Origin of the sequence: Rhodococcus sp. UFZ-B548 (assembly GCF_903819475.1) — a bacterium.
GTDB lineage: Bacteria > Actinomycetota > Actinomycetes > Mycobacteriales > Mycobacteriaceae > Rhodococcus_F > Rhodococcus_F erythropolis.
In genome coordinates this window covers 94,689-119,438 of record NZ_CAIJDS010000004.1, presented here as the reverse complement: position 1 = coordinate 119,438, position 24,750 = coordinate 94,689, and the positions used below count along the sequence as shown (strand labels likewise).

Annotated in this window: 26 protein-coding genes; 14 read left to right on the top strand and 12 right to left on the bottom strand. The window is 61.4% G+C overall.

Translation table 11 applies throughout. From position 1 onward, the window contains the following. Positions 1-2 precede the first annotated feature (2 nt). The 4 genes from H7C86_RS06535 to H7C86_RS06520 all read right to left on the bottom strand — a co-directional run bounded on the left by H7C86_RS06535 (position 3) and on the right by H7C86_RS06520 (position 3,551). On the bottom strand, positions 3-851 hold the full coding sequence (locus H7C86_RS06535) for a sterol desaturase family protein (protein ID WP_060938448.1): 849 nt from the start codon (positions 849-851) through the stop codon (positions 3-5). An 82-nt stretch (positions 852-933) separates the two neighbouring features. Beyond that, the gene (locus H7C86_RS06530) at positions 934-1,743 is read right to left on the bottom strand and encodes a PE-PPE domain-containing protein (RefSeq protein ID WP_020968420.1); all 810 of its coding nucleotides are present in this window, start codon (positions 1,741-1,743) and stop codon (positions 934-936) included. Between the two features lie 188 nt (positions 1,744-1,931). Continuing rightward, positions 1,932-3,119 (bottom strand): serine hydrolase, encoded by a 1,188-nt coding sequence (locus H7C86_RS06525; RefSeq protein ID WP_182261269.1) that lies wholly within the window; start codon positions 3,117-3,119, stop codon positions 1,932-1,934. A gap of 144 nt (positions 3,120-3,263) precedes the next feature. After that, the gene (locus tag H7C86_RS06520) at positions 3,264-3,551 is read right to left on the bottom strand and encodes a MerR family transcriptional regulator (protein WP_020906139.1); all 288 of its coding nucleotides are present in this window, start codon (positions 3,549-3,551) and stop codon (positions 3,264-3,266) included. A 484-nt stretch (positions 3,552-4,035) separates the two neighbouring features. Between H7C86_RS06520 and H7C86_RS06515 the strand changes: the two genes are divergently transcribed. After that, entirely contained in the window at positions 4,036-4,272 is a 237-nt protein-coding gene (locus H7C86_RS06515) for a hypothetical protein (RefSeq protein ID WP_153213498.1), read from the top strand. A 135-nt stretch (positions 4,273-4,407) separates the two neighbouring features. Here the strand turns inward: H7C86_RS06515 and H7C86_RS06510 are convergent, their stop codons facing one another. From H7C86_RS06510 to kstD, 3 genes are all read right to left on the bottom strand, one after another. Continuing rightward, positions 4,408-6,171, bottom strand: a complete 1,764-nt coding sequence (locus H7C86_RS06510; protein WP_153213499.1) for a cholesterol oxidase substrate-binding domain-containing protein — start codon at positions 6,169-6,171, stop codon at positions 4,408-4,410. Positions 6,172-6,240: 69 nt separating this feature from the next. Next, entirely contained in the window at positions 6,241-7,098 is an 858-nt protein-coding gene (locus H7C86_RS06505) for a MaoC/PaaZ C-terminal domain-containing protein (RefSeq protein WP_046377926.1), read from the bottom strand. Continuing rightward, positions 7,088-8,812: a 3-oxosteroid 1-dehydrogenase gene (gene kstD, locus H7C86_RS06500; RefSeq protein ID WP_182261268.1), complete on the bottom strand. Its 1,725-nt coding sequence runs from the start codon at positions 8,810-8,812 to the stop codon at positions 7,088-7,090. The genes H7C86_RS06505 and kstD overlap by 11 nt, the downstream gene beginning before the upstream one ends. 115 nt (positions 8,813-8,927) lie before the next feature. Here kstD and H7C86_RS06495 point away from each other — a divergent pair, with 115 nt between their 5' ends. From H7C86_RS06495 to H7C86_RS06470, 6 genes are read left to right on the top strand one after another with little or no spacing between them, the layout of a single operon-like run. After that, the gene (locus tag H7C86_RS06495; protein ID WP_021332385.1) at positions 8,928-10,526 is read left to right on the top strand and encodes an FAD-binding protein; all 1,599 of its coding nucleotides are present in this window, start codon (positions 8,928-8,930) and stop codon (positions 10,524-10,526) included. 3 nt (positions 10,527-10,529) lie between these two features. Further along, positions 10,530-11,315: a 2-keto-4-pentenoate hydratase gene (locus H7C86_RS06490; RefSeq protein WP_070796379.1), complete on the top strand. Its 786-nt coding sequence runs from the start codon at positions 10,530-10,532 to the stop codon at positions 11,313-11,315. Between the two features lie 8 nt (positions 11,316-11,323). Continuing rightward, positions 11,324-12,226 carry an acetaldehyde dehydrogenase (acetylating) gene (locus H7C86_RS06485; protein ID WP_019746894.1) on the top strand — a complete coding sequence of 301 codons (903 nt, stop codon included), beginning with the start codon at positions 11,324-11,326 and terminating at the stop codon, positions 12,224-12,226. Beyond that, positions 12,223-13,266 (top strand): 4-hydroxy-2-oxovalerate aldolase, encoded by a 1,044-nt coding sequence (gene dmpG / locus H7C86_RS06480; RefSeq protein ID WP_020906144.1) that lies wholly within the window; start codon positions 12,223-12,225, stop codon positions 13,264-13,266. The genes H7C86_RS06485 and dmpG overlap by 4 nt, the downstream gene beginning before the upstream one ends. Positions 13,267-13,269: 3 nt before the next feature. Further along, positions 13,270-14,022 carry an SDR family NAD(P)-dependent oxidoreductase gene (locus H7C86_RS06475; protein WP_182261267.1) on the top strand — a complete coding sequence of 251 codons (753 nt, stop codon included), beginning with the start codon at positions 13,270-13,272 and terminating at the stop codon, positions 14,020-14,022. Continuing rightward, complete coding sequence (locus H7C86_RS06470; RefSeq protein WP_020906146.1) at positions 14,019-14,507, top strand: VOC family protein; 489 nt, start codon at positions 14,019-14,021, stop codon at positions 14,505-14,507. The genes H7C86_RS06475 and H7C86_RS06470 overlap by 4 nt, the downstream gene beginning before the upstream one ends. On the opposite strand, the gene H7C86_RS06465 is transcribed toward H7C86_RS06470, so the two are convergent. Continuing rightward, complete coding sequence (locus H7C86_RS06465; protein WP_182261309.1) at positions 14,494-16,086, bottom strand: FAD-dependent monooxygenase; 1,593 nt, start codon at positions 16,084-16,086, stop codon at positions 14,494-14,496. The two genes, H7C86_RS06470 and H7C86_RS06465, sit on opposite strands and share 14 nt — an antisense overlap. Positions 16,087-16,188: 102 nt before the next feature. Between H7C86_RS06465 and H7C86_RS06460 the strand changes: the two genes are divergently transcribed. After that, complete coding sequence (locus H7C86_RS06460; RefSeq protein WP_259349049.1) at positions 16,189-16,695, top strand: HIT family protein; 507 nt, start codon at positions 16,189-16,191, stop codon at positions 16,693-16,695. Positions 16,696-16,777: 82 nt separating this feature from the next. Here H7C86_RS06460 and H7C86_RS37165 read toward each other — a convergent pair whose 3' ends face one another. Further along, positions 16,778-17,179 carry a DUF1214 domain-containing protein gene (locus tag H7C86_RS37165; protein WP_259349048.1) on the bottom strand — a complete coding sequence of 134 codons (402 nt, stop codon included), beginning with the start codon at positions 17,177-17,179 and terminating at the stop codon, positions 16,778-16,780. Next, entirely contained in the window at positions 17,170-18,210 is a 1,041-nt protein-coding gene (locus H7C86_RS06455) for a DUF1254 domain-containing protein (RefSeq protein WP_259349047.1), read from the bottom strand. The genes H7C86_RS37165 and H7C86_RS06455 overlap by 10 nt, the downstream gene beginning before the upstream one ends. Positions 18,211-18,528: 318 nt before the next feature. On the opposite strand from H7C86_RS06455, the gene H7C86_RS06450 reads away from it, so the two are divergent. The 6 genes from H7C86_RS06450 to H7C86_RS06425 all read left to right on the top strand — a co-directional run bounded on the left by H7C86_RS06450 (position 18,529) and on the right by H7C86_RS06425 (position 23,074). Then, positions 18,529-19,704, top strand: coding sequence for an alkane 1-monooxygenase (locus H7C86_RS06450; protein WP_003945652.1), 1,176 nt, complete (start codon positions 18,529-18,531; stop codon positions 19,702-19,704). Beyond that, positions 19,701-19,871, top strand: coding sequence for a rubredoxin (locus H7C86_RS06445; RefSeq protein ID WP_081098331.1), 171 nt, complete (start codon positions 19,701-19,703; stop codon positions 19,869-19,871). The genes H7C86_RS06450 and H7C86_RS06445 overlap by 4 nt, the downstream gene beginning before the upstream one ends. Positions 19,872-19,901: 30 nt before the next feature. Continuing rightward, positions 19,902-20,093 (top strand): rubredoxin, encoded by a 192-nt coding sequence (locus tag H7C86_RS06440; RefSeq protein WP_060938438.1) that lies wholly within the window; start codon positions 19,902-19,904, stop codon positions 20,091-20,093. Next, positions 20,093-21,349, top strand: coding sequence for an NAD(P)/FAD-dependent oxidoreductase (locus tag H7C86_RS06435; RefSeq protein ID WP_182261266.1), 1,257 nt, complete (start codon positions 20,093-20,095; stop codon positions 21,347-21,349). The genes H7C86_RS06440 and H7C86_RS06435 overlap by 1 nt, the downstream gene beginning before the upstream one ends. Positions 21,350-21,419: 70 nt before the next feature. Further along, positions 21,420-22,046, top strand: a complete 627-nt coding sequence (locus tag H7C86_RS06430; protein WP_020906152.1) for a TetR/AcrR family transcriptional regulator — start codon at positions 21,420-21,422, stop codon at positions 22,044-22,046. A gap of 194 nt (positions 22,047-22,240) precedes the next feature. Continuing rightward, positions 22,241-23,074: a hypothetical protein gene (locus H7C86_RS06425; protein ID WP_020968431.1), complete on the top strand. Its 834-nt coding sequence runs from the start codon at positions 22,241-22,243 to the stop codon at positions 23,072-23,074. Positions 23,075-23,147: 73 nt separating this feature from the next. On the opposite strand, the gene H7C86_RS06420 is transcribed toward H7C86_RS06425, so the two are convergent. Both H7C86_RS06420 and H7C86_RS06415 read right to left on the bottom strand, forming a co-directional pair. After that, the gene (locus tag H7C86_RS06420; RefSeq protein ID WP_007734099.1) at positions 23,148-23,519 is read right to left on the bottom strand and encodes a hypothetical protein; all 372 of its coding nucleotides are present in this window, start codon (positions 23,517-23,519) and stop codon (positions 23,148-23,150) included. A gap of 2 nt (positions 23,520-23,521) precedes the next feature. Beyond that, complete coding sequence (locus H7C86_RS06415; RefSeq protein ID WP_182261265.1) at positions 23,522-24,682, bottom strand: Rieske 2Fe-2S domain-containing protein; 1,161 nt, start codon at positions 24,680-24,682, stop codon at positions 23,522-23,524. Positions 24,683-24,750: the final 68 nt, after the last annotated feature.

The following is a 24,750-nucleotide window of genomic DNA, read 5'->3' as shown; positions in this document are numbered from 1 at the left end:
CCTCAGTTCTGTCTCCGGAACGGTTCGGTCAACTGGCCGATGTAGTCGTCCGGGTAGTCGGGCTTGGCCGCCATTCCGAGATCGTCACTGCTGAAGCGCTTTTCCGGATCGAAAGAATAAGTGCGGAACAGGTGATCCCAGATCAGAGTGAACAAGCCGAAGTTGACGTCACCGATTCCAGCCCACTTCAGGTGATGGAATCGGTGGCCGGCGTTGAGGGCGAGTATCGGACGCAGGGGGCCGATGCGGTAATCGGCATTCGAATGCTGAAGCAGGAGTTGGACAGCGACACAAACCGCGAGCGCCGAGGCAACTGGAACGGGCATCCCGAGGAGGATCAGTGGCAGGACGCCGCCGGCGGTTTCGAAAGTCTGATGCACGGGGTGCTTCATCAGTCCGTTCATACCGTAGAACCGTTCGAGGCTGTGATGAACCGCGTGGAAACGCCACAACCATCCAACCTTGTGGCTGATCAAATGCACCACGGTGATGCCGAAATCGGCAACCAACACTGCGAAGACGACCTGAAGGACAAACGGAAGACCGCTCGGCCACAGCCCGTCGAACGGAATCACTGCGGCCATCAACGGGATGACCGCGACGCTGACCAAGATGAGGGATTCGTTGACAAACGCATGGACAGCGTCGCGAAACCTGTCCGGTCCCGGGGCATTCCACGCGGATTCGTAGGGAAGCGCCCGTTCGGCCGCGAAAGAGCAGACCACTGCGAAGAGAATCAATGCCACCAGTGACCATTTCGGCGCGCCGGATGCCGCCAGCGCGATTGCGGCTCCGTTGATTCCCAAGAGCATGAACGGGACGTACCCGTATCTGACGATGAAGGTGAGCATGTGATCGATGGTGCTTGATAGCGGTTGCTCTCGACTTGTACGAATCGGTCGACTTTCAGTCAACCGAACAGGCGGTATCGCGTTACTTCGTCAGTACGGTGGCGAGTGCAGCGCTCAGATACGGAGTGATGTTCTCGACGACCCGCGTCACGATCGCAGTGGCAACGTCAGCGGGTTGCAGTGGCACCGACGGCGTCTGCGGCAGTGCCGGGGGAGCAGGCGGAGCGGGCTCGGACATCATCGGCGTATAGGTGTTGTGCTTCGTGAAGTAGCCGAAGACCGAATCCACGAACACCTCGGGCGCATCACGCGGCTTGGGCATGTTGCAGATGCCGTCACCCTCGATGCAGACTTCCTGCACTGCAATGTCTCCGAATCCGCCGCGTGCTCCGGACATCGTCGCTCCCGGAACGACATTGGGCACTACGGTTTCGATGCCCCCGGCCGAGTTGCGAGGGTCGGCGTAGAGGACGCCTTCGACTTGCGACTGCGGAATGGATCCGTCGCGTGCGATGTCACCGAGAACGTCGCCGGCAATACGCGCTCCCTGTGAGTATCCGGTGACGACGATCTCGCTGCCCGGGCACTGAGCGTGGAAAGCGTTGACTTCAGTGCGAAGCGTCTGGGCGCCGGCGGCAACGCTCTGGTCGTACGTCTGATCGCCGAGCGGCCAGAAGCTGGCGGGGTAGGTCACCGGCTTGGAGGCGTAACCCTGGGCCACGTAGCGGTCGGTGACGGGTTGCGTCGTTTGTCCCGTCGGATCCCACGTTCCGCCGACCGCGAATACCGCACCGGCAGGGCACGACCCACTGTCATTCGGGTCCGCTCCGGCAGGCACCGACATCACAAGAGTCACCCCCGCTGTGACTGCAACCGTGCATGCCACTGACATCGCGTATTTCCTCATCGGGCCTGTCCCCATCTATCTACGTTCTCGTTCACTGGCGAGACAACCCGCGGTCCGACGCGTTTCGTTCGGTACTGAAGAGAATGGTGATGGGGCGATAAGTCCTGGAGGTAATCCGTGCGTAAACAGGAAGTTGCCGACCGACGCTGTTTGCTACCAGCGTGTGTGGCGCGTCACGGCGTCGGGACCTGCGGTGGGTGATCCGGTTCGAGGAGGGTTCCGATCGCCTTGCCCATCGGCACGGCGTTGTTGAGGTCCGCGTTGGTTGTCGGCCCGAGCGTGGCGTAGACGACGATCGTCGTCTTCGAGTCGGGGTAATAGAGCGCAAGCCCGTTGTAGCCGCCGTACGACGGGTTCATCACAAGCCAACCGTCGAGGTGCCCGGTCCCGAAGGAAAAGAACTTGTCCGCCGTCATACTTCCCAAGCCCGCAGTCGTCGGTGCCATCTGCTGCTCGAAAGCTTTGTCGGAGAGCAACTCTCCCGTTCCGAGTGCGCGCACCCACTTTCCGACGTCGGCGACAGGCGCGTTCATGTTTCCGCTGTGCAGGAAAGCCGTCGGATTCCAGAAAGTGGAGTCTTCGAATACTCCGCGTTCATTGGTGTAGCCGTGCAAAATCGGCTCGTCCATCTGCGACGTGAGCACAACGCTGCTGTGATCCATCCCGAGTGGATCGAAGACGCGCTGCTGAAGTAGGTCGCCCAGCGGTTTTCCAGTCGCTTTCTCCATGACGTCGCCGAGCAGCGTCAGATCGCTGTGCGCGTACGCCCAACCGGTGCCGGGTTCGAACAGCGGTGGGCGGGAATTGGCAAGATTCAGGATCTCCTCAGAAGTCCAGCCCTTCATCGGGTTGTCCGTGAAGAGTTTGAGGAACTGTGGATCGGTCACGTAGTCGGAGATGCCCGACGTGCTGTTTGCCAGCATTCGTGGAGTGATGGTGTCTGCGCGTGGAAAGTTCGGTTCCCACTTCGCGATCGGTTGATCGAGAGGAAGCGTTCCCTCTTCGTCGAGTTGCAGCAGAACTGTCGAGAGCATCGGTTCCATCGGCTGACCGACGCGCAACTGCATGTCGGTTGTCGCCGGAACTCCGATAGGGGACTCTCCGACGGCACCGAGAGCAATCTCGTCGTCGCCCCGCCACACTCCGAACACGGCGGCACTGAGGCCCAAGTCGGCCACCTGACGGCGGACGAGGTCCGCGATCTCGGAGGATTCCTGACTGCTCGCGGTGCTGGGAGATGCGCTGCTCGTGTTTGTTGCCGAGTCCTCGTCGGAACTGCACGCAGCGGTTGCAATGGCAACGGTCAAGGCGATCGACAGAGCAGCTAGCCGCACCCGAGTGCGGTGGTGGGAGGAATTCATGCCTGCGATCCCTTCGATGTGGAAATCGAGCAACCGACGCCTAGCAATGTCCCAATTGACTGAATTTAGCGCAGTTCGAAGGGGGAGGGAACAGATTGACGGTTAGGGGTGACTGCTACTCCCAGTGCCTGATCACGTCAGTCCTCAGTCCGGCGTTGCGTCCGATTCCGCTCGTCGGTCCTGTGCTTGCTGGAGCTCGGCGTTGATGCGACGAGCCTCGGTGAGTTGGTCTTCGAGGATGATGATGCGGCAAGCCGCGTCGAGCGCCGTGCCGTTGGCTACAAGTTCGTGCGCGCGGGCCGCGATGCGCAGCTGGTACCGGGAGTAGCGGCGATGTCCGCCCTCAGAGCGTTGTGGGGTAAGCAGTTTCGCGGCATCGAGGCTACGAAGGAAAGCTTGCCTGACACCGAGGATCTCGGCCGCATGTCCCATGCTGTACGCAGGATAGTTCTCGTCGTCGAATCTGCCGGAGGGGTCCCCCGGTGGTGTATCTGCCGGAATGGCTCGCTTCTTTCGCTGAACGGACGGGGCCCCCGGCGCGAGGTGCGCCGGGGGCCGGATGGGGTTGAACTTACTTACATAACTGCATTCTTTCGAACTTCCGGACTCGCACAAGACATCCGGTAGCCGCTTTGAAGGGGGGTGCCGGGTCCGACTACACACTCACACACGAATTCGGCCCCGGCACGTCCCTGCCCTGCGGTACTGCTTGCGGGTAGTTCATCTCTCCCGCATCTCTTGACTCGTTCCTTGCTACGAGAAAAAAGATACAACACCCTCGTGAGAATGTCTACCCTGACCGCTGTAGATATTTTGTTGCGAACTTTCTAGGTATCGGAGTTCAGGAACGGCCTGGTCACCGGGGGTGAGAGCGCTCCATGTGAGTCATGGGAGATGAATCTGGGACAATGCTCCGATGCGAAATACCCCGAAGTCCGAGTCGTTGTTGCGCGCCCGCGCGGAGAGGGAAGAGCGCACCGGCTCCTCCGAGCATCCCGCTGGTGGCGCGTCGAACCCCGAAGAGGACTCGTCGTCGTCCGAGCCGGGGGCACGCAGCGACAGCGCCACGATTCGGTCGGCTCGGTCCGAGCTCTCAACTCATGCCAGGGCCGTGGAAAGTATGCACGAGGCGATCCATCCTGATCGCGATTGAGGCAGCTGCCTCGTCGGGATGCGGGGGGACTCCTTCATCCCGCTCACTGCAACGCACAACGGCCGCCGCACTCCCGAAAGTAGGGGAGTGGCGACGACCGTCGAGTTGTCAGAGTGTGCGCTCAGTACTTGAACCTCAAGGCAGCAACTGGTCCAGGAAGGTGTTGCTGAAGACCTTGTGCGGATCCAACGCGTTGAATGCGGCGTTGGCGGTGTCCCAGTTGTCGCTCGATGGGACGCCGTCGCGGTAGGTCTGGGGGAGACCCTGGGTGATGATCGGGGTGTCGGTGTACGGCTTGTCGGGGCCGAACGCCCAGCCTTTGGACCATTCGGGGCGGAAGGTGGCGTCGTTGTTGTTGTAGTGATTACGCATCCACTGTTCCATTTCGCGGTAGAACGCGAACATGCCGGGGGTTCCGGGGACGCCGAGGACGTTGAGCCAGATGGCGGTGTCCCATTCCGGATGGTCGGGGCGCGGGCGCATGGCCGAGATGGTGGGGGCGCCTGCCGAGTCGACCTCGACGTCCGAGGGTTGATCGAGGCCGCAGCAACGGATTTCGACGGGGCCGTTGAGGGGGAACTGTCCGATAGAGCGGTAGTACTCCATGCGACCGTTGAACCACTGGGTGAAGTCGTGGATGACCTGGCCGATGTTGGCGCGCGAGGTGATGACGGCTCCGCCGCCCTCGGTCAGGCGCAGGGTGGTGGCCCGGATGTAGAACTGGACGTCCTTGGACCATCCCCACAGGTCGTTGGAGAAGGTCGCGGCGAGTCCGGCAACGGTGGTGGCGTACATGATCTGCCCGAATGCCGGTGCGATGCCCGGGTTTCCGGAGTTGATCTGCCCGATCATGTCGGTGACCGGCTCCGGGAGGTTGTCGGAGAAGATGTAGTTGTAGGGCCCGGTCACCTCACGCGAGAACGGCGGCTTGGTGGGGGCAAGTGACCACACCTTCATCCACGGGCGTTCGGTGAAGGGGTACCAGATTGCTTCTGCGCGACCGTTTTCGCGGACGAACTTCTCGAAGGTGCGTCCGGACGCTCCGCGGGCACCGAAGAGTTCCTGCCAACCGATGTCGGTGTGGCTGACGCAGCGCATGCGGTAGTTGGGGGCGGCCTGCAAGGTGACGGAGGTGAGGAAGGTGCGTCCGAGGTGAGTCAGCAGCGGCTTGATCGCTGCATCGCTACGCGCGTACGTTTCGAGCGCGTACTCACTGCCGTTCCAGACCACTGCGGTCAGGGAGGTGACGAGGTTGGAGAGTGAGCCGAAAGTCTGTCCGGGAACGTGTGCTTCGCCTTCGGCGGGGAGCGCTGCACCGTGAGCGTCGACGGCGAGGCAGCCGGCGATGGTCAACACACCGGGCGCCGGCAGGTTCGCGAACCCGAGGCCCTGTGCCTGCAGTGCGGTGGTGATGGCGTCGAGGGTCGCGCCGGGTCCTGCGGTGACGGTGGCCGGGCTGCCACCGGCGTTGACGGAGACGCCGGTGAGGTGGACCGTGGTGTCGGCGAGGATGACCTTGTCGACCGGCGCACCGTTGACGATGGTCAGCGGCGTCCAGCCGTGCATGGCACCGCGGGGACGAATGGTGTAGCCGTTGGCATGGCCCCAGTTCGCGAGGCGGACTACGTCTTCGGGCGTCTTGGGCGAACAGGTCCAGATCGCGTCGAGCATGATCTCTTTGGACCAGTTCTGATATGCCTGCTGGTACAGCGCGATGCCTTCGGGGAAGGCAGGCGGCGGTGTGAGGGTGGAGACAGGACCACCCGCGGAGCCGGAGGAGCCGGCGGGGACGGCATAGGCCGGCGTCCAGCCGGCGAATGCGGTCGCTGCCACGGCGCCGGCTCCAGCGGCCATGAAACCTCGTCGGGACAGTCGGAACTTTTCGTCTTGTGCCGTCATCTTCGGGCTACTCCATCGGGTTCGAGAACTACGGTGAGTTCTAACAGGTGGGTATCAGACAGGTTGGTATCAGACAAGAGTGAGAACTACGTCAGCCAGGGCAGGAGCTTCGCGCTCCAGTACGGAAGCTGAGATCAGGAGTCGCCCATTGTCTTTCCAGATCTGGATACTCAAGTTCTCGCCGGGAAATATGACCCCGGCAAAGCGGGCCCGAAATCCGGCTACCCGACTGCTGTCGCCGTCGAGCATGGTATCCACTGCGGTCTTGCAGACCATTCCGTAAGTACACAGTCCATGCAGGATAGGCGCTGGAAAGCCTGCCGCGGAGGCGAATTGCGGATCCGAGTGCAACGGATTCCGATCACCACACATCCGGTACAGCAAAGCCTGCTGTGGAAGCACAGGCGTCACCACTGTCTCATCTGCTTCGCGATCCGGAAGCGTAATCGACTCCGACGGACCACGTTCACCCCCGAAACCACCCTCGCCGCGGGCGAAAATGGACGAGCGAGCTGTCCACAGCGGGTTGCCCTCGGCGTCGACCGTGACGGATTCCTGCACGATCACCGCGGCCTTGCCCTTGTCCCAGACCTCGGCGATTCGAGTTGTGGTGCGGCCACTTCCACTTGCCGGGATCGGCTGATGGACAGTGACTTCCTGGCTCCCGTGGACTACCTTCGCCAGATCGATTTCGACGCCGGGGAACGAGACCTTCGGCGCTTCGGTGGCGTGGAAGTTGGCGGCGACGGTGGCAAAGGTGGGTAGTACCTGAGGCTTTTCGTCGTCGAGGTATCGAAGCTCGTTCGAATCGAGCGGCCGAGCACCTGCCCCTAGTGCCAGGTGGTAGTGCTGCACGTCCGACGGTGTCCATGAGAACTCTTGTGGCGCAAGCTCGGCGCCGAGTGCGATCTTCGGATCAATTGGCATGGTCGACCGCCGTCTTTTCAGCTGCCGGTGCCTCGGTGCTCTCAGCCTTCTTCGCACGCTCGACGATGTCGAGTACTGCCAGGTAACCGAAAGTCATTGCGGGACCGATGGTCGCGCCTGGTCCGGCGTAGGTGTGGCCCATGACCGGAGCGCTCGCGTTGCCAGCGGCGTAGAGACCGTCGATGACGCTTCCGTCTTCGCGTAGTGCTCGACCGTTGACGTCGGTGCAGATACCACCCTTGGTGCCGAGGTCACCCGGAACCATCTTGATGGCGTAGAACGGAGCCTTGCTGATTTCGGCGAGGCTGGGGTTCTTCAGTCGGGGATCGCCGTAGTACGCGTCGTAACCACTGTCACCGCGTCCGAAGTCCTCGTCCTTGCCGTTGCGTGCGAAGCCGTTGAACCGGTCGACGGTTTCGGTCAGCGATGCGACGGGAAGCCCTGTCTTCTCGGCCAATTCGGCGATGGTTCCCGCCTTGACCACGATGCCGGCCTTGAGCCAGCGGCCGGGGAAGGGGGAGCGGGGAGTGATACCGGCAAACGTGTAGCGGTTGCGGTAGCGCTGATCGAGAATCATCCACGTCGGGATGTTCTCGCCGGCGCCTTCGCCCTGACCGTACTCACCGCCGTACATCGCATGGGTTGCCTCGACGTACGGAGCCGCCTCGTTGCCGAAGCGCTTGCCCGACATGTTGACCATCATGCAGCCCGGGAGGGTGCGCTCGGAGAGAGCGAACCACGGTCCGCCGGTCAGCGGAATGGACGGGCCCCACCAGGCGTCGTCCATGAAATCGACTGCAGCGCCGACTTCTTGGCCTGCGCGGATGCCGTCGCCGGTGTTTGCCTTCGCGCCGACGGTCCATTCGGTGCCGATGGGTGCGCGCTGGTACTTCTCACGCATTTCCTTGTTGTGCTCGAATCCGCCGGATCCCAACACAACTCCGTGGCGAGCGCGGATGACCTGCTCCTCGCCGTCGATTAGGACGTTGACGCCGCGAACTGCGCCGTCTTCGGTGTACAGGGAGGTCAGCGGGGTGTTCAGCAGGATGGGTACTCCGGCGGACTGAAGTCCGAGTCGAATACCGGCGACCAGTGCCTGGCCGCGAACCAGCAGATCCTTCTTTGTGGCCTTGGCTGCGAGGAATCGCATGCCGACCTTCATGGCGCGCAGGGGTCCGCGAGGATTGCGCATCAGCAGGTTGAGCCACTTGTAGTCGGCCTGGGTGATGACGAAGTTCTTGGGGGCCTTGACGTAGTCGGGCTCGAGGTTCTTGCGGTCGGCGCCCAACTTGTTGCCGTCGAACGGGGTGGGCTCGACACTGCGGCCACCGAGGCGTCCGCCGGGAGCTTCCGGGTAGTAGTCGGAGTAGCCGGGCACCCACTGCAGTCCGAGAGGGCTGTTCTTCAACACGAACGAGAGCATCTCGGGACCGCGCTCGAGATAGGTGTCGATGCGTTCGGGAGCGACGACGTCGCCGATGATGCTGTGCAGGTAGGAACGTGCGGCCTCCGGGGTATCGGTGACACCGTCCGCCTGAAGTGCCTCGTTGTTGGGGATCCAGACCCCACCACCGGAACGGGCGGTCGATCCGCCGTAGTGGGCGGCTTTCTCCACGATGACCACACTCAAGCCCTGGTGGGCTGCGGTCAAGGCCGCTGTCATACCTGCGGCACCACTGCCGACGACGACGATGTCGTATTCCTGCTTGCTCATGTAGAACACGTTATAGAATGATGGGGGTGTCAGTCCATGCTTTCTGCCAGGAAGTATTTCCGGACGTTGTCATTGATAACGAAACACGTTGCAGTGGGATTGAGGATGGTGCGGTGTGACCTGGGATACTTCGGTTGACGTCCTTGTGGTCGGGTTCGGTGTGGCGGGGGCCAGTGCGGCGCTCGAAGCGGTAGCGGCCGGTTCGTCGGTTTTGGCGATCGACCGAGCACTCGGTGGTGGGGCCAGCACGATTTCCGGAGGAATCTACTACGCCGGCGGCGGCACCGTGATTCAAAAGGAAGCCGGTGTCGAGGACAGTCCCGAAGCCATGCTCGCCTACCTGAACCGCGAGGTCGGTGACGCGGTGACGCCGCAGACCCTGCGCCGGTTCGTCGACGAGAGCCCGGCGTCGATCGACTGGCTGCGCAGTCACGGCGTGCCGTTCGAGGCCTCACTCTGTCCGTACAAGACGTCGTACCCGAGCAACAAGCACTACCTCTACTTCTCGGGTAGCGAATCTGCCGGCGGGTTCCGTGACATCGCAAAACCTGCTCCTCGCGGCCATCGCGCCAAGGGGCGTGGCACGTCGGGAAAGATGCTCTACGGCCCGCTCGCGAAGTCCGCGGAGGCCAAGGGCGTCCAGTTGCTCGGCCAGACGAGAGCGGACCGGCTGATCATCGAGGACGGCCGGGTGATCGGCGTCGAAGTACTGACTCTTCGTGACGCACCTGCCGGAGTTCGTCGCCGTCACGCGACGCTCGGATCTCTGTCCTCCAAGCCCGGCGTCTACGCGCCGCAGTTGCGCACGATTCTCGACGCACTCATCGCGAAGATCGAGAAGAAGCACGCTAAGCGGATTCGCATCCAGGCACGCGGCGGCGTGATCCTCAGCGCCGGCGGCTTCGTGTCCAATCGCGAGATGATGCGCACCCATGCCCCCGCCTACAAGGGCGGTATCCCGCTCGGCACCTCCGGGGACGACGGCAAAGGCATCAACCTCGGTATCGAAGCCGGGGGAGCCACCGACAAGCTCGGCAATGTTTCCGCCTGGCGATTCATCGTCCCGCCGAGTGCTTTTCTCGGTTCCATTTTGGTGGGTGAATCCGGTGCGCGAATCGTCGACGAGTCACGTTACGGTGCCGCTCTCGGTCAGGCGATGGCAGAGAAGAGCAACGGAATCGGTTGGCTGCTGGCAGATTCCGAACTCGTTCGCGAAGCGAAATCGCAGATCAGTGACCAGTCGATGTGGTTCCAGCGGGTACAGACCACTGGCATGATGCGTACCGCAGTGCGTGGCAACACCATTGCCGAGGTCGCCCGTAAAGCGGGGATAGACGTCGCCGGCCTTCAAGCCACCGTCGACGCGCACAACTCCGCTGCCGCTGCCGGACAACCTGATCCGATGGGCAAACCGTCGGACTTCGTCAGGCCGATACTGTCTGCGCCGTTCACGATGTACGACGTCTCGATCAAGCCCAACATGATGAATCCGTGCCCGATGCTCACGCTCGGTGGATTGGTGGTCGACGAATCGTCCGGCATGGTGAAAAACGAGGCCGGGGAGGGTATCCCTGGCCTGTATGCCGCCGGCCGTACCGCCGTCGGTATCTGTTCCAACTCGTATGTGAGCGGCTTGTCGCTCGCCGACTGCGTGTTCTCCGGACGACGAGCCGGTCAGCATGCAGCCGCATTCTCCACAGTCGGAAAGGCCTGAACGATGCTCTCGACGCAGATCCGCGGCGAACTTGCCGACCATCTTGATTCGGCGGAACGGGATCGCGCTCCGATCAGCCCGCTGATCGCCACGTATCCGGACATCGACGTCGTCGACGCCTACGAGATCCAGCTCATCAACATCAGGCGTCGTGTTGCCGGTGGCGCAAAGGTGGTCGGACACAAGGTCGGACTCTCGTCACTGGCGATGCAGCAGATGATGGGCGTCGACGAGCCAGATTACGGTCACCTGCTCGCCGAGATGGAAGAGTTCGAGGACCGTCCGGTCGACACGGCGCGCTTCTGCTTCCCACGCGTCGAGGTGGAGGTCGCCTTCATTCTGGGAGCAGATCTGCCGGGCGCCGGGTGCACCGAACAAGACGTCATCGACGCCACTGTCGCCTATGCGCCGTCCATCGAGTTGATCGACAGCCGGATCAAGGACTGGAAGATCGGCCTCTCGGACACCATCGCGGACAACGCGTCCTCCGCCGGGTTCATTCTCGGCAAGGAACGAGTTCGCCCGTCGGACATCGACATCAAGGCGATTGATGCGGTGCTGACCTGCAACGGCGAGCGGATTGCGGAGGGGCGCAGCGATGCGGTTCTCGGTAACCCGGTCACCGCTGTCGCGTGGTTGGCGCAGAAGGTCGACACGTTCGGAGTTCGGCTCAAGGCCGGCGACATCGTTCTGCCGGGTTCGTGCACGCGAGCGATCGACGCTCATCCAGGCGACAACTTCCGAGCCGAGTTCAGCGGCCTCGGTTCCGTCTCTCTTCAGTTCACGTAGGAGTAGTCATGACCAAGGCAAGTGTGGCGATCGTCGGATCGGGAAACATCAGTACCGATCTGTTGTACAAACTGCAGCGTTCCGAGTGGCTCGAACCGCGATGGATGATCGGAATCGATCCCGAGAGTGAAGGATTGGCGCGCGCCCGCAAGATGGGACTCGAGACCTCCGCCGAGGGCGTCGACTGGTTGCTGAACCAGGCGGAGAAACCGGACCTGGTCTTCGAGGCAACGTCGGCATACGTGCACCGCGAGGCAGCACCACGCTACGAGGCCGCCGGTATCCGTGCCATCGACCTGACTCCGGCCGCGGTCGGCCCGGCTGTGGTTCCGCCCGCGAACCTGCGTGAGCACCTGGACGCACCCAACGTCAACATGATCACCTGCGGTGGGCAGGCAACCATCCCGATCGTCTATGCGGTATCGCGAGTCGTCGACGTGGCGTACGCCGAGATCGTCGCCTCCGTTGCATCGTTGTCCGCCGGCCCGGGAACTCGCGCGAACATCGACGAGTTCACCAAGACCACGAGCCGCGGTATCGAGACCATCGGCGGCGCACAGCGCGGTAAGGCGATCATCATCCTCAACCCCGCAGACCCGCCGATGATCATGCGCGACACCATCTTCTGCGCTATCCCCGAAGACGCCGATCAGGCCGCGATCACCGACTCCATTCACCGTGTCGTCAAGGACATCCAGCAGTACGTGCCCGGCTACCGGTTGCTCAACGAACCGCAGTTCGACAAACCGAGCGTCGTTTCCGGTGGCTATGCAACGGTCACCACGTTCGTCGAGGTCGAAGGCGCAGGCGATTTCCTGCCGCCGTACGCGGGCAACCTCGACATCATGACGGCAGCAGCCACCAAGGTGGGCGAGGAAATCGCCCAGAAGCTTCTGAGTGTGAAGGCATGAGCGACATGATTCATTTCGATTCGAGCTGGGACATCCGCGTCACCGACACGTCACTGCGCGACGGCTCCCACCACAAGCGTCATCAGTTCACCGTCGAAGAAGTACGAGCCATCGTCGGTGCCCTCGACGGAGCCGGAGTGCCGGTCATCGAGGTCACTCACGGCGACGGCCTCGGCGGGTCCTCCTTCAACTACGGCTTCTCGAAGACTCCCGAGCAGGAACTGATCAAAGCTGCAGTCGAGACGGCGACCAACGCGAAGATCGCCTTCCTGATGCTGCCCGGGTTGGGCATCAAGGACGACATCGTCATCGCACAGGACAACGGTGCGTCCATCTGCCGCATCGCAACTCACTGCACCGAGGCAGACGTATCCATCCAGCACTTCGGCCTCGCGCGTGAGCGTGGACTCGAAACAGTCGGATTCCTCATGATGGCTCACTCGATTCCGCCGGAGAAGCTGGCCAAGCAGGCTCGCATCATGGCCGACGCGGGTTGCCAGTGTGTGTACGTGGTCGACTCGGCCGGCGCGCTGGTACTCGAGCAGGTATCCGATCGCGTCGAGGCGCTGGTTCAGGAACTCGGCAACGACGCTCAGGTCGGCTTCCACGGCCACGAGAACCTGGGCCTGGGCGTCGCCAATTCCATTGCGGCAGTTCGTGCGGGAGCCAAGCAGATCGACGGTAGTACCCGTCGGTTCGGTGCCGGCGCCGGCAACGCCCCGGTCGAGGCCTTCGTCGGTGTTTGCGACAAGATCGGCGTCAAGACCGGTATCGACTTCTTCGCCATCGCCGATGCAGCCGAAGATGTTGTGCGCCCGGCAATGCCGCAGGAATGCCTGCTCGATCGTCAAGCGCTGATGATGGGCTACGCCGGCGTGTACTCGAGCTTCCTCAAGCATGCCGAGCGTCAGGCCGAGCGGTACGGAGTGTCGTCCGCGGAACTGTTGGTGCGCGCAGGCAAGCGCAAGTTGGTCGGCGGCCAGGAAGATCAGTTGATCGACATCGCGCTGGAACTCCAGCGCGAAGCAGCGGCTTCCTAGCCCATGGCAGACGTACTGGCCGGGAAAGTGGCCTTGGTGACCGGCGCGTCCTCAGGGCTGGGGCGCGCCGTCACCGAGATACTCCACAGCAGGGGCGCACAGGTTTTCGGTATCGCCCGTGACAAGGAAAAGCTGCGGCAGTCGATGGTCGAGGTGGCCGGCACGGACGGTGAGCGTCGTTACGCAGCGACGGACGTCTCGGATTCTGCTCAGTGTGATGCGGCCGTGCAAGCCTGTGTCGACGCGCTCGGTGGTATCGACATCCTCGTCAACGTGGCGGGATCGCACTCGCTTCGTCATACGGCGGATATTGCGGATTCCGAATGGGCACATGACCTTGCGGTCAATCTGAACGGACCGTTCTTCCTTTCCCGAGCAGCACTGCCGCACTTGCTGGAACGGGGCGGCAACATCGTCAACGTCTCCTCGATCGCGGGGCTGGAAGGGCAGGCGTACTCGGCTGGATACTGCGCTGCCAAGCACGGACTCATCGGACTGACCCGTGCGATGGCGATGGAGTTCACCGGAAAATCTCTGCGTGTCAACGCAATCTGCCCCGGCGGCATGATGACCCCTCAAGTCACCGGATTCACCTTCCCCGACGGAGTCGACTTCGATCTCGTCATGAAGGTTGCGTCGCCGCGTGGCTTGATGGAAGCCGAGGACGTTGCGAAGATGGTGGCTTTCGTGGCCTCCGACGACGCCTCGGCGATACACGGGGCCGTTTACTCGGTCGACAACGGAAAAATGGCATGAACCCGTTGGTCTCGGGACCGATCTTCCAGATCTGCTGGGTGGTCGAGGACATCGAGGCTGCCGAACAGGAGTTCACTCGGCAGTGGGGAGTGGAGCGGTGGCTGCGTATGCCAGGCATCGTCTTTGGCCCCGAGACCACAACGTATCGCGGGGAGCCCGCGGACTATGTCGTGCACGTGTCGATCGGATATGCGGGCAGCCAACAGCTCGAGCTGATCCAACCAGTGTCCGGACGCAACCTGTACACGGAATTCCTGGAGACTCACGGCGTCGGAGTTCATCACATGGCTTGGGTTCCAGACGATTACGAGGCGACGTTGCTAGAGGCCGAGCGTCGCGGAATGTCGGTGGTGCAACAAGGTCGGGTAGAGGGCGCCGGCATGGAGTTCTCCTACCTCGATGCCGGGCCATTGGGTGGATACGTCGAGTTGATGAAGCTCTCACCCGAGATCCGGTTGATGTTCGCTTCGCTCATTCCTGATTGACGGCAAACACTTTTGCGAAGTAGTCGGAAACGTTCTCCGGGTGACCGCGGAATCCGAGGTAGCCGTCGGGGCGAATGACCAGCGCCGCCGTACCTTCCACCCCATACGCGGCGCATAGCTGCGAGTCGTTGTCCTCGATGATAGGCACCAACGAATCGACGGTCACGGTTCCCGGTGGCACTATCGCGTAGACGTCCAACATGCCGTGCGCTGATCGAATGGCGGCGTCGGCGACCTTCTCGAGGCTGTTGATGCTCTCTGCGGATCCGTCCGAAGTCAGCAGTAACGTGTGGTCGACTCCGGACAGCAAGTCGAACAACCGAATTGGATACTGCACACCGTCTCGGCGCATTCCGCGTGCATCGGGTGCACGCTCGCCCGGTTGAACGTGTGGACTCGAAGAATCACGCCCGGTGTTCAGCGGACTCTCCGAGTAGTCGATCAACAATTGAGCCTGGCGCCGCATTGCCGTGTCGATGGAAGACTCTCCCGAACCGATTCCTTCTCGAGCATTTCGGACGGTCATCCCGACGACTTCTTCACCGACCGGACGTCTTTCGACATCGTAGGTCCCGAGAAGATCTGTTGTTGCAACGCCTTTGACGGCGAGCGCTACCTTCCATGCGAGATTGTGGGCGTCCTGGATGCCGGTGTTCATGCCCTGCGCGCCAGTCGGGGGATGGATGTGCGCGGCGTCGCCGGCGACAAAAACCCGTCCGCGACCGTAAGCGTCGACGATGCGGTGGCTGATGCGGAAGACCGAGGACCATCGCAGCATCGAGGCGGTTGTCGGTTCTGGGGACAATCTGTCGAGCACGGCCTGGATGTGATGGAGTTCAGGTGTCTTGCCGGTTGAAAAACCGTGTTGTACAGAGGCTTTGTTCGACGATTCGTCCGGCATCAAATCGTCCGGAACGAGCATCGACATGCGGTACCGCTTGTGTCCGGGAAGTGGGATGCAGACGAGTAGGTCGTCGGTGGTGTGGTTGGCGCGGACGGAGTAGCCGCTGGGGATCGACCAGTCGACTTCGACGTCACCGAGCATGTAGCTTTCCGCAAACGCGCCGCCCTCGAAGCTCAGGCCAAGCCCTTTGCGGACCACGCTGTGAGCGCCGTCGGAACCCACCAGATACTGGACATTCACGGTGCTGCCGTCGCTGAGTGTGCAGGTGACGGCGCCGTCGGATTGTTCGAATGCGGTGAGACCGACTCCGCGTTCGACGGTTGTCCCCAGCTCGGCGAGTCGCTCGGTGAGGATGCGCTCCGTCGAGTACTGGGGGAGGCAGAGGAACCAGTAAGGAACGTCCTCGGGGAGGGTGAGGTTGACGCGGGCGACCTCGACGCCGTTCGTGTACATGATCTGACCGCGCATCAGTGTCGAGGCGTCGAGTGCATGGCGGAGCACCCCCATGTTCTCGAAAAGTTCGAGAGTGCGTGGCTGAATCCCGACGGCTTTCGCGTATTGCCGCGGTTCGTCGAGGGGGTCGACTATTCGACAGGAGATGCCGCGTCTGCGCAGCTCGATCGCGGTGGTCAAACCGATCGGGCCGGCGCCCGCTACCAATACGTCGGTATCCATGAGGACCCACTCACGTCGGGGACAGTCGGTCATTTCAGTATGGGTAAGCGAACTTTTGTTTTGGGGAAATTGACCCAAATCGGACATTTGGGGGTTTCCTGCATGGATCGAAGATCGTGGGAAGATCGCGAGGTGAGGGCAGACGAGTTGCATCATGAGCCGCCGGGGTACCGCTGCCCGTTCTGTCGCTACGCGCTCGGTGAGTTCGACGAGTACAACGCGTCGACCGACCTCGTCGCCCGAACCGACAATGTAATTGCTCGGATTTCCCCGAAGTGGTGGCCGGACAACCCCGGCCACGTACTTGTGTCACCGATCGAACACTTCGAGAATCTCTACACTTTGCCCACGAGCGTCGGGCACTCGGTGTTCGACCTGGTTCAGGCTGTGGCTGTTGCAATTCGTGAAGAATACGGCTGTGACGGTGTCTCGACCAGGCAGCACAACGAACCGGCGGGCAACCAGGACGTCTGGCACCACCACGTCCACGTATTTCCGCGCTACGAGGACGATCGCCTGTACTCCCGGCATGGCGAAGCGTCGTACGTTTCACCCCAAGCTCGAGCGCCTTTCGGTGCACTTTTGCGCCCTCGGTTCCTCGAATTCTGATCCAATACGCACTCGGCCGAGTGCTGGGGCAGGCGGAGGAACCGGGTAGTGAATTCGCGAAATGGCCATTTCCGCGTAGGCGTCAGCGTATCGGCTCGAGATCACCTGGCGTCCATGTCTGGTCGAAGAATGGCTTGCCAGGGCCGTAGAGACGAAGGATCACGAAGTAGCCCTTTCCCGGCAGAGTTCGGAGCCAGTTCGTCTCGTCTGCAGCGTTCGGCTTGGTCGGCCCGAAGTAGATGTCGTGTGACCCGTCGGGGTTGATCGTTGGTTTGTCCATCGTGTTGACCGAGGGGAAGGGTTGTCCGTTGTCGAGGCCGGACGCGGTGACGCTGTCGTAGAGAGCAACTGACCAGAAAAGCGCCGCGGGCAAGTCCGGAGGTAGATGAAGTGAGTACGAGTTCCCCCCGTCCAACCAGTTTCCTTCGGAATCTTTCATGGTCGCCGGGTACTTTGCGCCCTTGTCGACGATGTTCACGACCATGCCAGGTGAATTGGAGTACGCCGCAGTGAAGAACGCACCGCGCTGCTCGAGATTCGTGAATGTGCCGCTCGATTGGAACTCGGTATTCTCGCCGGCGAAAGTGTTGACCCACGGTTGATTTGGATAGTAGGTGCCCCCGGTTCGAGCGCCAGCAAGCTGGTCACGGTCACCTTGGACATCTTGAATGCTGTGCGAGCGGCCTTGTCGAGAAGTTCTCGGTCGTCAGGAGTGGGATCGAATGCTTTTCCCTTTTCGATTCCGAGTGTGTGGAGAAAGCCGCGCAGGTCAAGGTCATAGGGGTCCACGGCCTCGCTCTGGATGAACCTGTCGAGCATCTCGAAGTAGGTGCCGTCCTGTGGAAAGAGCATGTTGCATTCCACCCCTGAAGCGCGAGGGAACTGCATGGGTAACGCGCCGTCCTTCTGTCCGAGGCGATATATGACGGTGCTCTCGATCCGGTTGACAGCGGGAGACAAATCGGCGGGATCGGCGAAGAACGCACGCCAGAAAAGGAATACGTTGTTCGTGCGTGAGCGGTAGATGTATCCCTCGGCCGGTTCCGGCCCGGAGTACCCGGGTGGCAGCAGCACGTATGTCGCACCGGATCCGGCGTCGGGCCCCGCCAAGCCGACATCACCTTTCCAAGTGTGTCCCTCGATAGTGGGGCCGACGATCGGACGTTGCCAGAAGTCGTCGAAAATCCCCTGGACTCCCGCCGGGGCCTCGACGACCAAAGGGCCGTATTTGTCGAGATCGAGATATCCCATGGCATAAACGACGTCGAAGTTCGGGGTTGTCACGAGAGTCTTTGCATCGATTCGGTTTTGCCATATCGGGAGGACGTTGTATCCGGCACCGAACGTCGATTCCGAACCCTCTTTCATCGCCCAGATGTTGATCGCCGGCAATGACCACAGATAGCTCTGTACGGCTCGTTGGAACACCAACTCGTTTCGCAACGAGATCGAAGTCTCGCGAGTCGGGAATCCGGTCTCGAACTTCGAGTCCGCCAAGTCGTCGTAGTGCCCCATCGTCGATCCTCTCGCTCGGTCGCGGCGTGGCAGTGCGCGCCGACTTCGACCACACAATCACGGTTGGAGCGCTGGGGGATCGCCCGTCAAGGATGAGAACTGCGCTCTGGCGAGCGGATCGACCGGGGATTCCGAAGGCGACACCTGGCCCTCCCCGAGCTTCCGGCGTGTACAAATCAGCATGTTTGTAAAACTTTTACCTTCAAAATCGTTGACAAAAGACCGCAATTTGTCCACTCTCTATACATAGATGTTGTTCGTGTCGCGGGTTGCCGCGCAGGACGCACTCACTGATCCGAACGAGAACTGGAGAATTCGATGGCGGCGTTGGTGTACACCGAGCCAGATGGTCGGCTCGCAACTTGGAGAGACCGGAAACGCTACTTATGGCTGTTGGCGCTGATTCCGTCATCGGCAACTTTCATCGCAGTGGGGCTTGTTACCGCCACCGGATGGAATGTCTTCTGGTGGACCGGCCCACTGATTGCGTTTGCTCTCATTCCCGTCATCGACATTCTGGCGGGTGAGGACGGGAAGAATCCGCCCGACGAGGTGATCGACGAACTCGAGAACGACCGCTTCTACCGGTGGTGCACCTACGCCTATCTGCCGCTGCAGTACACGGCCTTCTTCCTGTCCTGCTACATCTGGGCGCGTTGGGATCTGAGTGTTCTCTCCAATATCGGACTGGCGGTGACGATCGGCGTGACGGCCGGAATCGGCATCAACACCGCCCATGAACTCGGGCACAAGAAGGAGAGCGTCGAGCGCTGGTTGTCCAAAATCGTTCTCGCGCAAAGTGCTTACGGCCACTTTTACCTCGAACACAACCGTGGCCACCATGTGCGGGTCTCGACTCCGGAAGATCCGGCGACCTCGCGCTTCGGTGAGACCCTCTACGGATTCTGGCCGCGCAGCGTCGGTGGGGGATTGAAGTCGGCCTGGCATCTCGAGAAGACCCGCTTCGAGCGTTTGGGCACCACACACTGGAGCATCAAGAACGACGTGCTCAATGCCTGGCTCATGTCTGTAGTCCTGTTCGGTGTCGCGCTTGCAGTATTCGGGATCGGCATTGCGCCGTACCTCGTGATCCAGGCCTTCATCGGGTTTTCGCTGCTCGAAGCGATCAACTACCTCGAGCACTACGGACTCCTGCGTCAGAAAACCGCAAGCGGACGGTACGAGCGATGCACGCCGGCACACAGCTGGAACAGTGATCGCATCTGCACCAACGTCTTTCTCTATCACCTGCAGCGACACAGCGATCATCATGCGAATCCGACACGTCGCTACCAGGCGCTTCGCAGTATGGAAGAGGCCCCTCAGCTCCCGAGCGGCTACGCCAGCATGATCATGCTCGCAACAGTCCCGCCCCTGTGGCGCAAGGTGATGGACCACCGCGTTCTCGAGCACTACCGAGGTGACATCACTCAGGTCAACATCGCGCCGAAGAAGCGCGCCAAGATCCTCGCGGCCTACGGGGTGAATGCATGAACGCCTATATCTGCCCGATCTGCGACTACACGTACACCGAATCGACAGGCGCTGCGCGAGAGGGCTTTCCGCCTGGCACGCCGTGGTCGAGTATCCCGGACGATTGGTGTTGTCCCGACTGCGGCGTCCGCGAGAAGATCGACTTCACTCTCGTCACACAATCCTGATCGAAATACCCACCGGCGAAGGGAAAACCGATGTCCGAGACTGCCACTACATACAAATTGTTCCGCTGCCTCCAGTGCGGGTTCGAATACGACGAAGCGATCGGCTGGCCCGATGACGGTATCGAGCCGGGTACTCGCTGGGACGAGATTCCCGAAGACTGGTCCTGCCCTGATTGTGGTGCTGCCAAAGTCGATTTCGAAATGGTGGAGGTGGACCGCTGATGACAGCGGTCAGCGAGCCCGACACACGCACCGTCGTGATCGTGGGCACGGGCATCGCCGGTTCCGGTGCGGCGCAGGCCCTGCGCAAGGAAGGGTTCGGCGGCAGCATCATTCTGATCGGCAGCGAACCGGAGGAGCCGTACCGACGTCCGGCGCTGTCGAAGGAACTACTGTCCGGGAAAGCGTCGATCGATCGGGTTCGGTTGCGGCCGTCGACTTTCTGGAACGAGCAGGGTATCGACCTTCGGATCGGCGTGACTGTCACGAGAATCGACACAGATTCCCGCACCATACATTTAGCCGACGGTGACGGCGTCGACTACGACGTTCTGATTCTTGCCACGGGTGGACGGTCCCGACGGTTGACCGCGGAAGATTCCGAGCGCGTTCACTATCTTCGGGATATCGCAGACATGCGACGCTTGCAATCCCAGCTGATCGAAGGATCCTCGCTACTGGTGGTCGGCGGTGGCTTGATCGGATCGGAGGTGGCATCAACGGCACGTGACTTGGGTTGCAGTGTGCAGGTTCTCGAAGCGCAACCGCTGCCCCTGTCCAGGCTGCTTCCACCGTCGATAGCGGAGAAGATCGCCGCGCTGCACAACTTGGCCGGCGTCGCCTTGCAGACGGGGGTCGACCTCGAGACGCTGACGACAGGTGTCGACGGTGTCACCGCACGTGCGCGTGACGGGCGTGAGTGGACTGCGGACTTGGCCGTCGTCGCAATCGGATCCTTGCCCGATACCGATGTGGCTGCTGCTGCGGGTATTGCGGTGGACAACGGGATTTCGGTCGACCGATACCTCCGGACCTCCGTCATTGATGTGTACGCGATCGGCGATGTGGCCAACGTGCCCAACGGTTTTCTCGGCGGCATGCACCGTGGTGAGCACTGGAACACTGCGCAGGACCACGCAGTTGCAGTTGCCAAGACCATCGTCGGGAAGGAAGAACCCTTCGAATCCGTCCCATGGAGTTGGTCGAACCAATTCGGCCGCAACATTCAAGTAGCTGGTTGGCCAGGCGCGGACGACACCGTGATTGTTCGAGGAGACTTGGACTCCTATGACTTCACTGCGATCTGCATGCGCGACGGAAATATCGTCGGTGCTGTGAGCGTGGGCCGGCCGAAGGACATTCGCGCCGTCCGAACCCTTATCGAACGCTCCCCGGACATCAGCGTCGACGTACTCGCCGATTCGAACAGGGATCTGACCGAACTTGCGGCGGGTCTTGTCGCCTTACCGGTGCTCTGAGTTCGTGACTTCTGTTGCTTGCGTGTCCACCGTTTTGACACCGAGCACGGGCGATGGAAATCTTCCCGATATGTCCACCGCTCGTGCCCGTGTCCCGTACCACGAGGCAGCTCGTCAACTCCTCCGTGCGTCAGCGCTCGACGCCACACGCGAACTCTTGACCGAGAAATCGTGGAACGACATCACGATGGCGCATATCGCGGAAGCTGCGGGTATGAGCCGGCAGACGTTGTACAAGGAGTTCACGTCCCGGCAGGGATTGGCGTCCGGATACCTCATCCGTTTCGTCGACGAGTTCCTCGAAGAGGTGGAACGCGAAGTAGCGCTGCACCATTCGGACCCCCGGGGTGCGGTCTCGGCGGCCTTCCGTGCCTTCTTCGACGCCGGTGCCCGGGATCCGATGGTGGTCAGTATTGTCGGTCCTCGTCCGCAACATGACCTGCTGAGCCTGGTCACCACCGACGGGACTCCGCTGCTCGAACATGCGAGCGCGAGGTTGGCCGAGATCTTCATGACCAGTTGGGCGAACGTCGACCGCATCCATGCCGAGATGTTCGGCAGCACGATAGTGCGTCTGGCGATCAGTCACGTGACGTTGTCCTTCGGTACTCCAGATCAGATCGCCGAGAACCTGGGGGAGATGTTCGGGCCGTTCCTCGATCAGGTCATCGGTTCGGGCACAGTCGAACCGAACTGAGCCGACAGGATCGATACGGTTTCCGAGCTAGGACGGAAGTTCGATCGAGACTGATCGCCGTAGTTCTTTGGTGGGAAGTTTCGCCGATATGTGTGAATCCAAGTCCCGCTTCTCGGTAGCGTGCCGGACGTGCGTCGAGGTGCAGCCCGTGGGCGGCTCTCGTCAGATTCCGTCAACGGTGGAGGGTTTCGAAGATGAAGAGTCGCAATAAGTCTCGAGTGATGTCGACAGTTGCGCTAGTTGCAACATTTGTCATGGCCGGTGCAGGTGTGGCAATCGCCGACGAATCATCGTCAGGGTCTTCCGGCAGCGGATCGCTCGGTTCCTCCGGTGCGGCAGAGGTTGATCCGTTGACCTTCGACGGTTGGGGCACGTGCCCGATCGAGGATCTCGAGGTGACGACGTGCGCCAGCGTCGTAGTTCGCGGAGGGACCATGAAATTGGGCGCGCTTTCGGTGCCGATCCCGGACGGAAGTCTCAAGGTTGCGGGCGGCGTGAAATACGCGACCCAGCCGGACAACAGTTTCATCGAGACGTTCGTCGCCAAGCAGGACGGGTCCAACGGGGTCTATTCCAATCCAATTTCGGTACCCGGAGGTGCTCTCGGGATCGATACTCCGCTGGGACTGACTCAGATCAGCGCGACGGTGGAATCGGTGGGAGTCCCGGATCTGAAGGTTCTCGAGCAGGAACTCACCATGCCTGTTCGATTGAAACTGTCTAATCCGTTGCTCGGTGACGATTGCTACATCGGTTCGGTTTCGAATCCGATCAACCTTCACCTGACCACAACCGGAAACCCTCCGTCGGAACCTATCGGTGAGTTCCCCGGTGCAGTGTTCCCGGCAGTCCCACATTCGGATGCTGTGTTTGCGGCGCCGGGAGCCAGCGGATGTGGACCGCTCGGTGCGCTCAACTGGGCGGTGAATCTACGCGGGGGACTGCCGGCGGCCAGCGGAAAGAACTCTCTCACCACGTCGAGCGACGTCTACGCGGTGGCTGCACGAAAGGTGCGACCGCCTGCCTGACGGACGCGCAGTCGCTGGAACGTAAAACGAGGGCCGACCCGTGGTGGGTCGGCCCTCGTTCTTCACAGTCAGGTCAGCTGACCTCGGGATCACGCACCGTGATGGTGCCGTCCCTTACTGCGTCGGCGATGCTGTCGTGCAGTTTCGGGCAGCCGTCCTTCAACGCCGTCGACTGCCCGGAAGCAATTGCCTCTTTGAAGGTGTGGCAACGCAGCGCCGGGTCGGAAGTCCACTGAACACTGGTGTGCTTGTACGTGTTCTTGCGAACAAGTACGCAGGCACCGCATGCCTTGCAGTCGACTTCCTGCAGACCCGAGTCGAGGTATTCGTGCTTGTCCTCGATCGTCTGGGCCGCGATCGCCTCGAGTCGTTCCGTCTGCCCGGCAAAGTCCGGTGCCTTGGCCCAACGAGCCCACCGTGCGTCGGTTCCGATCGAGGCGCTCACGATTAGACCTCTGCTTCCTTCTTTGCCGCTTCTGCTGCAGCTTCCTTCTCGGCCTTCTGGCGTGCGAGGTTTTCCTCGACCTCGGCGTGCCAGGCCTCGTTTGCCTTGGTGGTGTCCACCTCGAACTCGAAGCGCTGCGTCATCTTCTCGGTGACGTCGGCCTTGTCCACGTAGAACTGCTCGTACCAGCGTCGTAGCTGGTAGACGGGGCCGTCTTCTTCGCAGAGAAGGGGATTCTCGATCTTGGTCTTGTTCTTCCAGATCGCGACGTCTTGCAGGAAGCCCTCGCTGATGCCCTCGGTGAACTTGCCGGCCAACTTGTCGGCCATCTCGTCGGAGACACCCGTCGGCTTCTTGACCGTCACGCCCCACTGCAGCACGAACGAGTCCGGGCTGATCGGGTAGTGGCAGTTGATCAGAACACTCTCGACCTCGTATCCGCTGTAGCTGTTCCACAGGGGATTGACCATGTACGACGGTCCGTAATACGCAGCTTCGGAGCGAAGAAGCGTGTCGCCGCCGTACTGGGAGGCCATTCCGATGTCGGGACGGCCGGTGGTGTTGAGGTACTGAGTGGCGATCTCACCTTCGAAGACGTTCTTGAAGTACGTCGGGAAGGCGTAGTGGATGTAGTAGAAGTGCGCCATGTCGACCACGTTGTCGATGATCTCGCGGCAGTTGGACCCCTCGATGACCATGGAGTTCCAGGTCCAGTCGGTCCATTCGTCGCTGTACGCACCCTCGATACGAGGAATCACGATCTCCTCGGGCGGCGGATTGCCCTCGGGGTCGTTCCAGACGAAGAGCTGACCGTTCTGCTCGAGGGTCGTCCACGCGCGGGTGCGTGCGAGCGGAGGCACGCGGCGGGCATAAGGAATGCCGGTGCACTTTCCGTTGCCGCCCCAGCGCCAGTCGTGGAAGGGGCAGGCGATGGAATCACCCTTGACCTCGCCTTGTGTGAGGTCACCGCCCATGTGACGGCAGTATCCGTCGAGAACTTTGATGTCGCCCTTGCTGTCGGCGAACACCACGAGCTTCGTACCGAAAGCCTCGATCGCGTGCGATTTGCCGTCCTTGAAGGTCTTCAGTAGACCCAGGCAGTGCCAACCGCGGGCGAAACGCGTTTGCACCGTTCCGACGTCGATCTCGCGAATCTGCGCCATTGTGACCTCACATCCCTTCTAGCTGTTAGTAGAACACGTTATAGAACTCGATCCGGTTCCGCCAGATT

Excerpts from the sequence above, each read along its gene's own strand:
- H7C86_RS06535 (WP_060938448.1), bottom strand. The coding sequence starts at position 851 with ATGCTCACCTTCATCGTCAGATACGGGTACGTCCCGTTCATGCTCTTG.
- H7C86_RS06530 (WP_020968420.1), bottom strand. The coding sequence starts at position 1,743 with ATGTCAGTGGCATGCACGGTTGCAGTCACAGCGGGGGTGACTCTTGTG.
- H7C86_RS06525 (WP_182261269.1), bottom strand. The coding sequence starts at position 3,119 with ATGAATTCCTCCCACCACCGCACTCGGGTGCGGCTAGCTGCTCTGTCG.
- H7C86_RS06520 (WP_020906139.1), bottom strand. The coding sequence starts at position 3,551 with ATGGGACATGCGGCCGAGATCCTCGGTGTCAGGCAAGCTTTCCTTCGT.
- H7C86_RS06515 (WP_153213498.1), top strand. The coding sequence starts at position 4,036 with ATGCGAAATACCCCGAAGTCCGAGTCGTTGTTGCGCGCCCGCGCGGAG.
- H7C86_RS06510 (WP_153213499.1), bottom strand. The coding sequence starts at position 6,171 with ATGACGGCACAAGACGAAAAGTTCCGACTGTCCCGACGAGGTTTCATG.
- H7C86_RS06505 (WP_046377926.1), bottom strand. The coding sequence starts at position 7,098 with ATGCCAATTGATCCGAAGATCGCACTCGGCGCCGAGCTTGCGCCACAA.
- kstD (WP_182261268.1), bottom strand. The coding sequence starts at position 8,812 with ATGAGCAAGCAGGAATACGACATCGTCGTCGTCGGCAGTGGTGCCGCA.
- H7C86_RS06490 (WP_070796379.1), top strand. The coding sequence starts at position 10,530 with ATGCTCTCGACGCAGATCCGCGGCGAACTTGCCGACCATCTTGATTCG.
- H7C86_RS06485 (WP_019746894.1), top strand. The coding sequence starts at position 11,324 with ATGACCAAGGCAAGTGTGGCGATCGTCGGATCGGGAAACATCAGTACC.
- dmpG (WP_020906144.1), top strand. The coding sequence starts at position 12,223 with ATGAGCGACATGATTCATTTCGATTCGAGCTGGGACATCCGCGTCACC.
- H7C86_RS06475 (WP_182261267.1), top strand. The coding sequence starts at position 13,270 with ATGGCAGACGTACTGGCCGGGAAAGTGGCCTTGGTGACCGGCGCGTCC.
- H7C86_RS06470 (WP_020906146.1), top strand. The coding sequence starts at position 14,019 with ATGAACCCGTTGGTCTCGGGACCGATCTTCCAGATCTGCTGGGTGGTC.
- H7C86_RS06465 (WP_182261309.1), bottom strand. The coding sequence starts at position 16,086 with ATGGATACCGACGTATTGGTAGCGGGCGCCGGCCCGATCGGTTTGACC.
- H7C86_RS06460 (WP_259349049.1), top strand. The coding sequence starts at position 16,189 with ATGGATCGAAGATCGTGGGAAGATCGCGAGGTGAGGGCAGACGAGTTG.
- H7C86_RS37165 (WP_259349048.1), bottom strand. The coding sequence starts at position 17,179 with ATGGTCGTGAACATCGTCGACAAGGGCGCAAAGTACCCGGCGACCATG.
- H7C86_RS06455 (WP_259349047.1), bottom strand. The coding sequence starts at position 18,210 with ATGGGGCACTACGACGACTTGGCGGACTCGAAGTTCGAGACCGGATTC.
- H7C86_RS06450 (WP_003945652.1), top strand. The coding sequence starts at position 18,529 with ATGGCGGCGTTGGTGTACACCGAGCCAGATGGTCGGCTCGCAACTTGG.
- H7C86_RS06445 (WP_081098331.1), top strand. The coding sequence starts at position 19,701 with ATGAACGCCTATATCTGCCCGATCTGCGACTACACGTACACCGAATCG.
- H7C86_RS06440 (WP_060938438.1), top strand. The coding sequence starts at position 19,902 with ATGTCCGAGACTGCCACTACATACAAATTGTTCCGCTGCCTCCAGTGC.
- H7C86_RS06435 (WP_182261266.1), top strand. The coding sequence starts at position 20,093 with ATGACAGCGGTCAGCGAGCCCGACACACGCACCGTCGTGATCGTGGGC.
- H7C86_RS06430 (WP_020906152.1), top strand. The coding sequence starts at position 21,420 with ATGTCCACCGCTCGTGCCCGTGTCCCGTACCACGAGGCAGCTCGTCAA.
- H7C86_RS06425 (WP_020968431.1), top strand. The coding sequence starts at position 22,241 with ATGAAGAGTCGCAATAAGTCTCGAGTGATGTCGACAGTTGCGCTAGTT.
- H7C86_RS06415 (WP_182261265.1), bottom strand. The coding sequence starts at position 24,682 with ATGGCGCAGATTCGCGAGATCGACGTCGGAACGGTGCAAACGCGTTTC.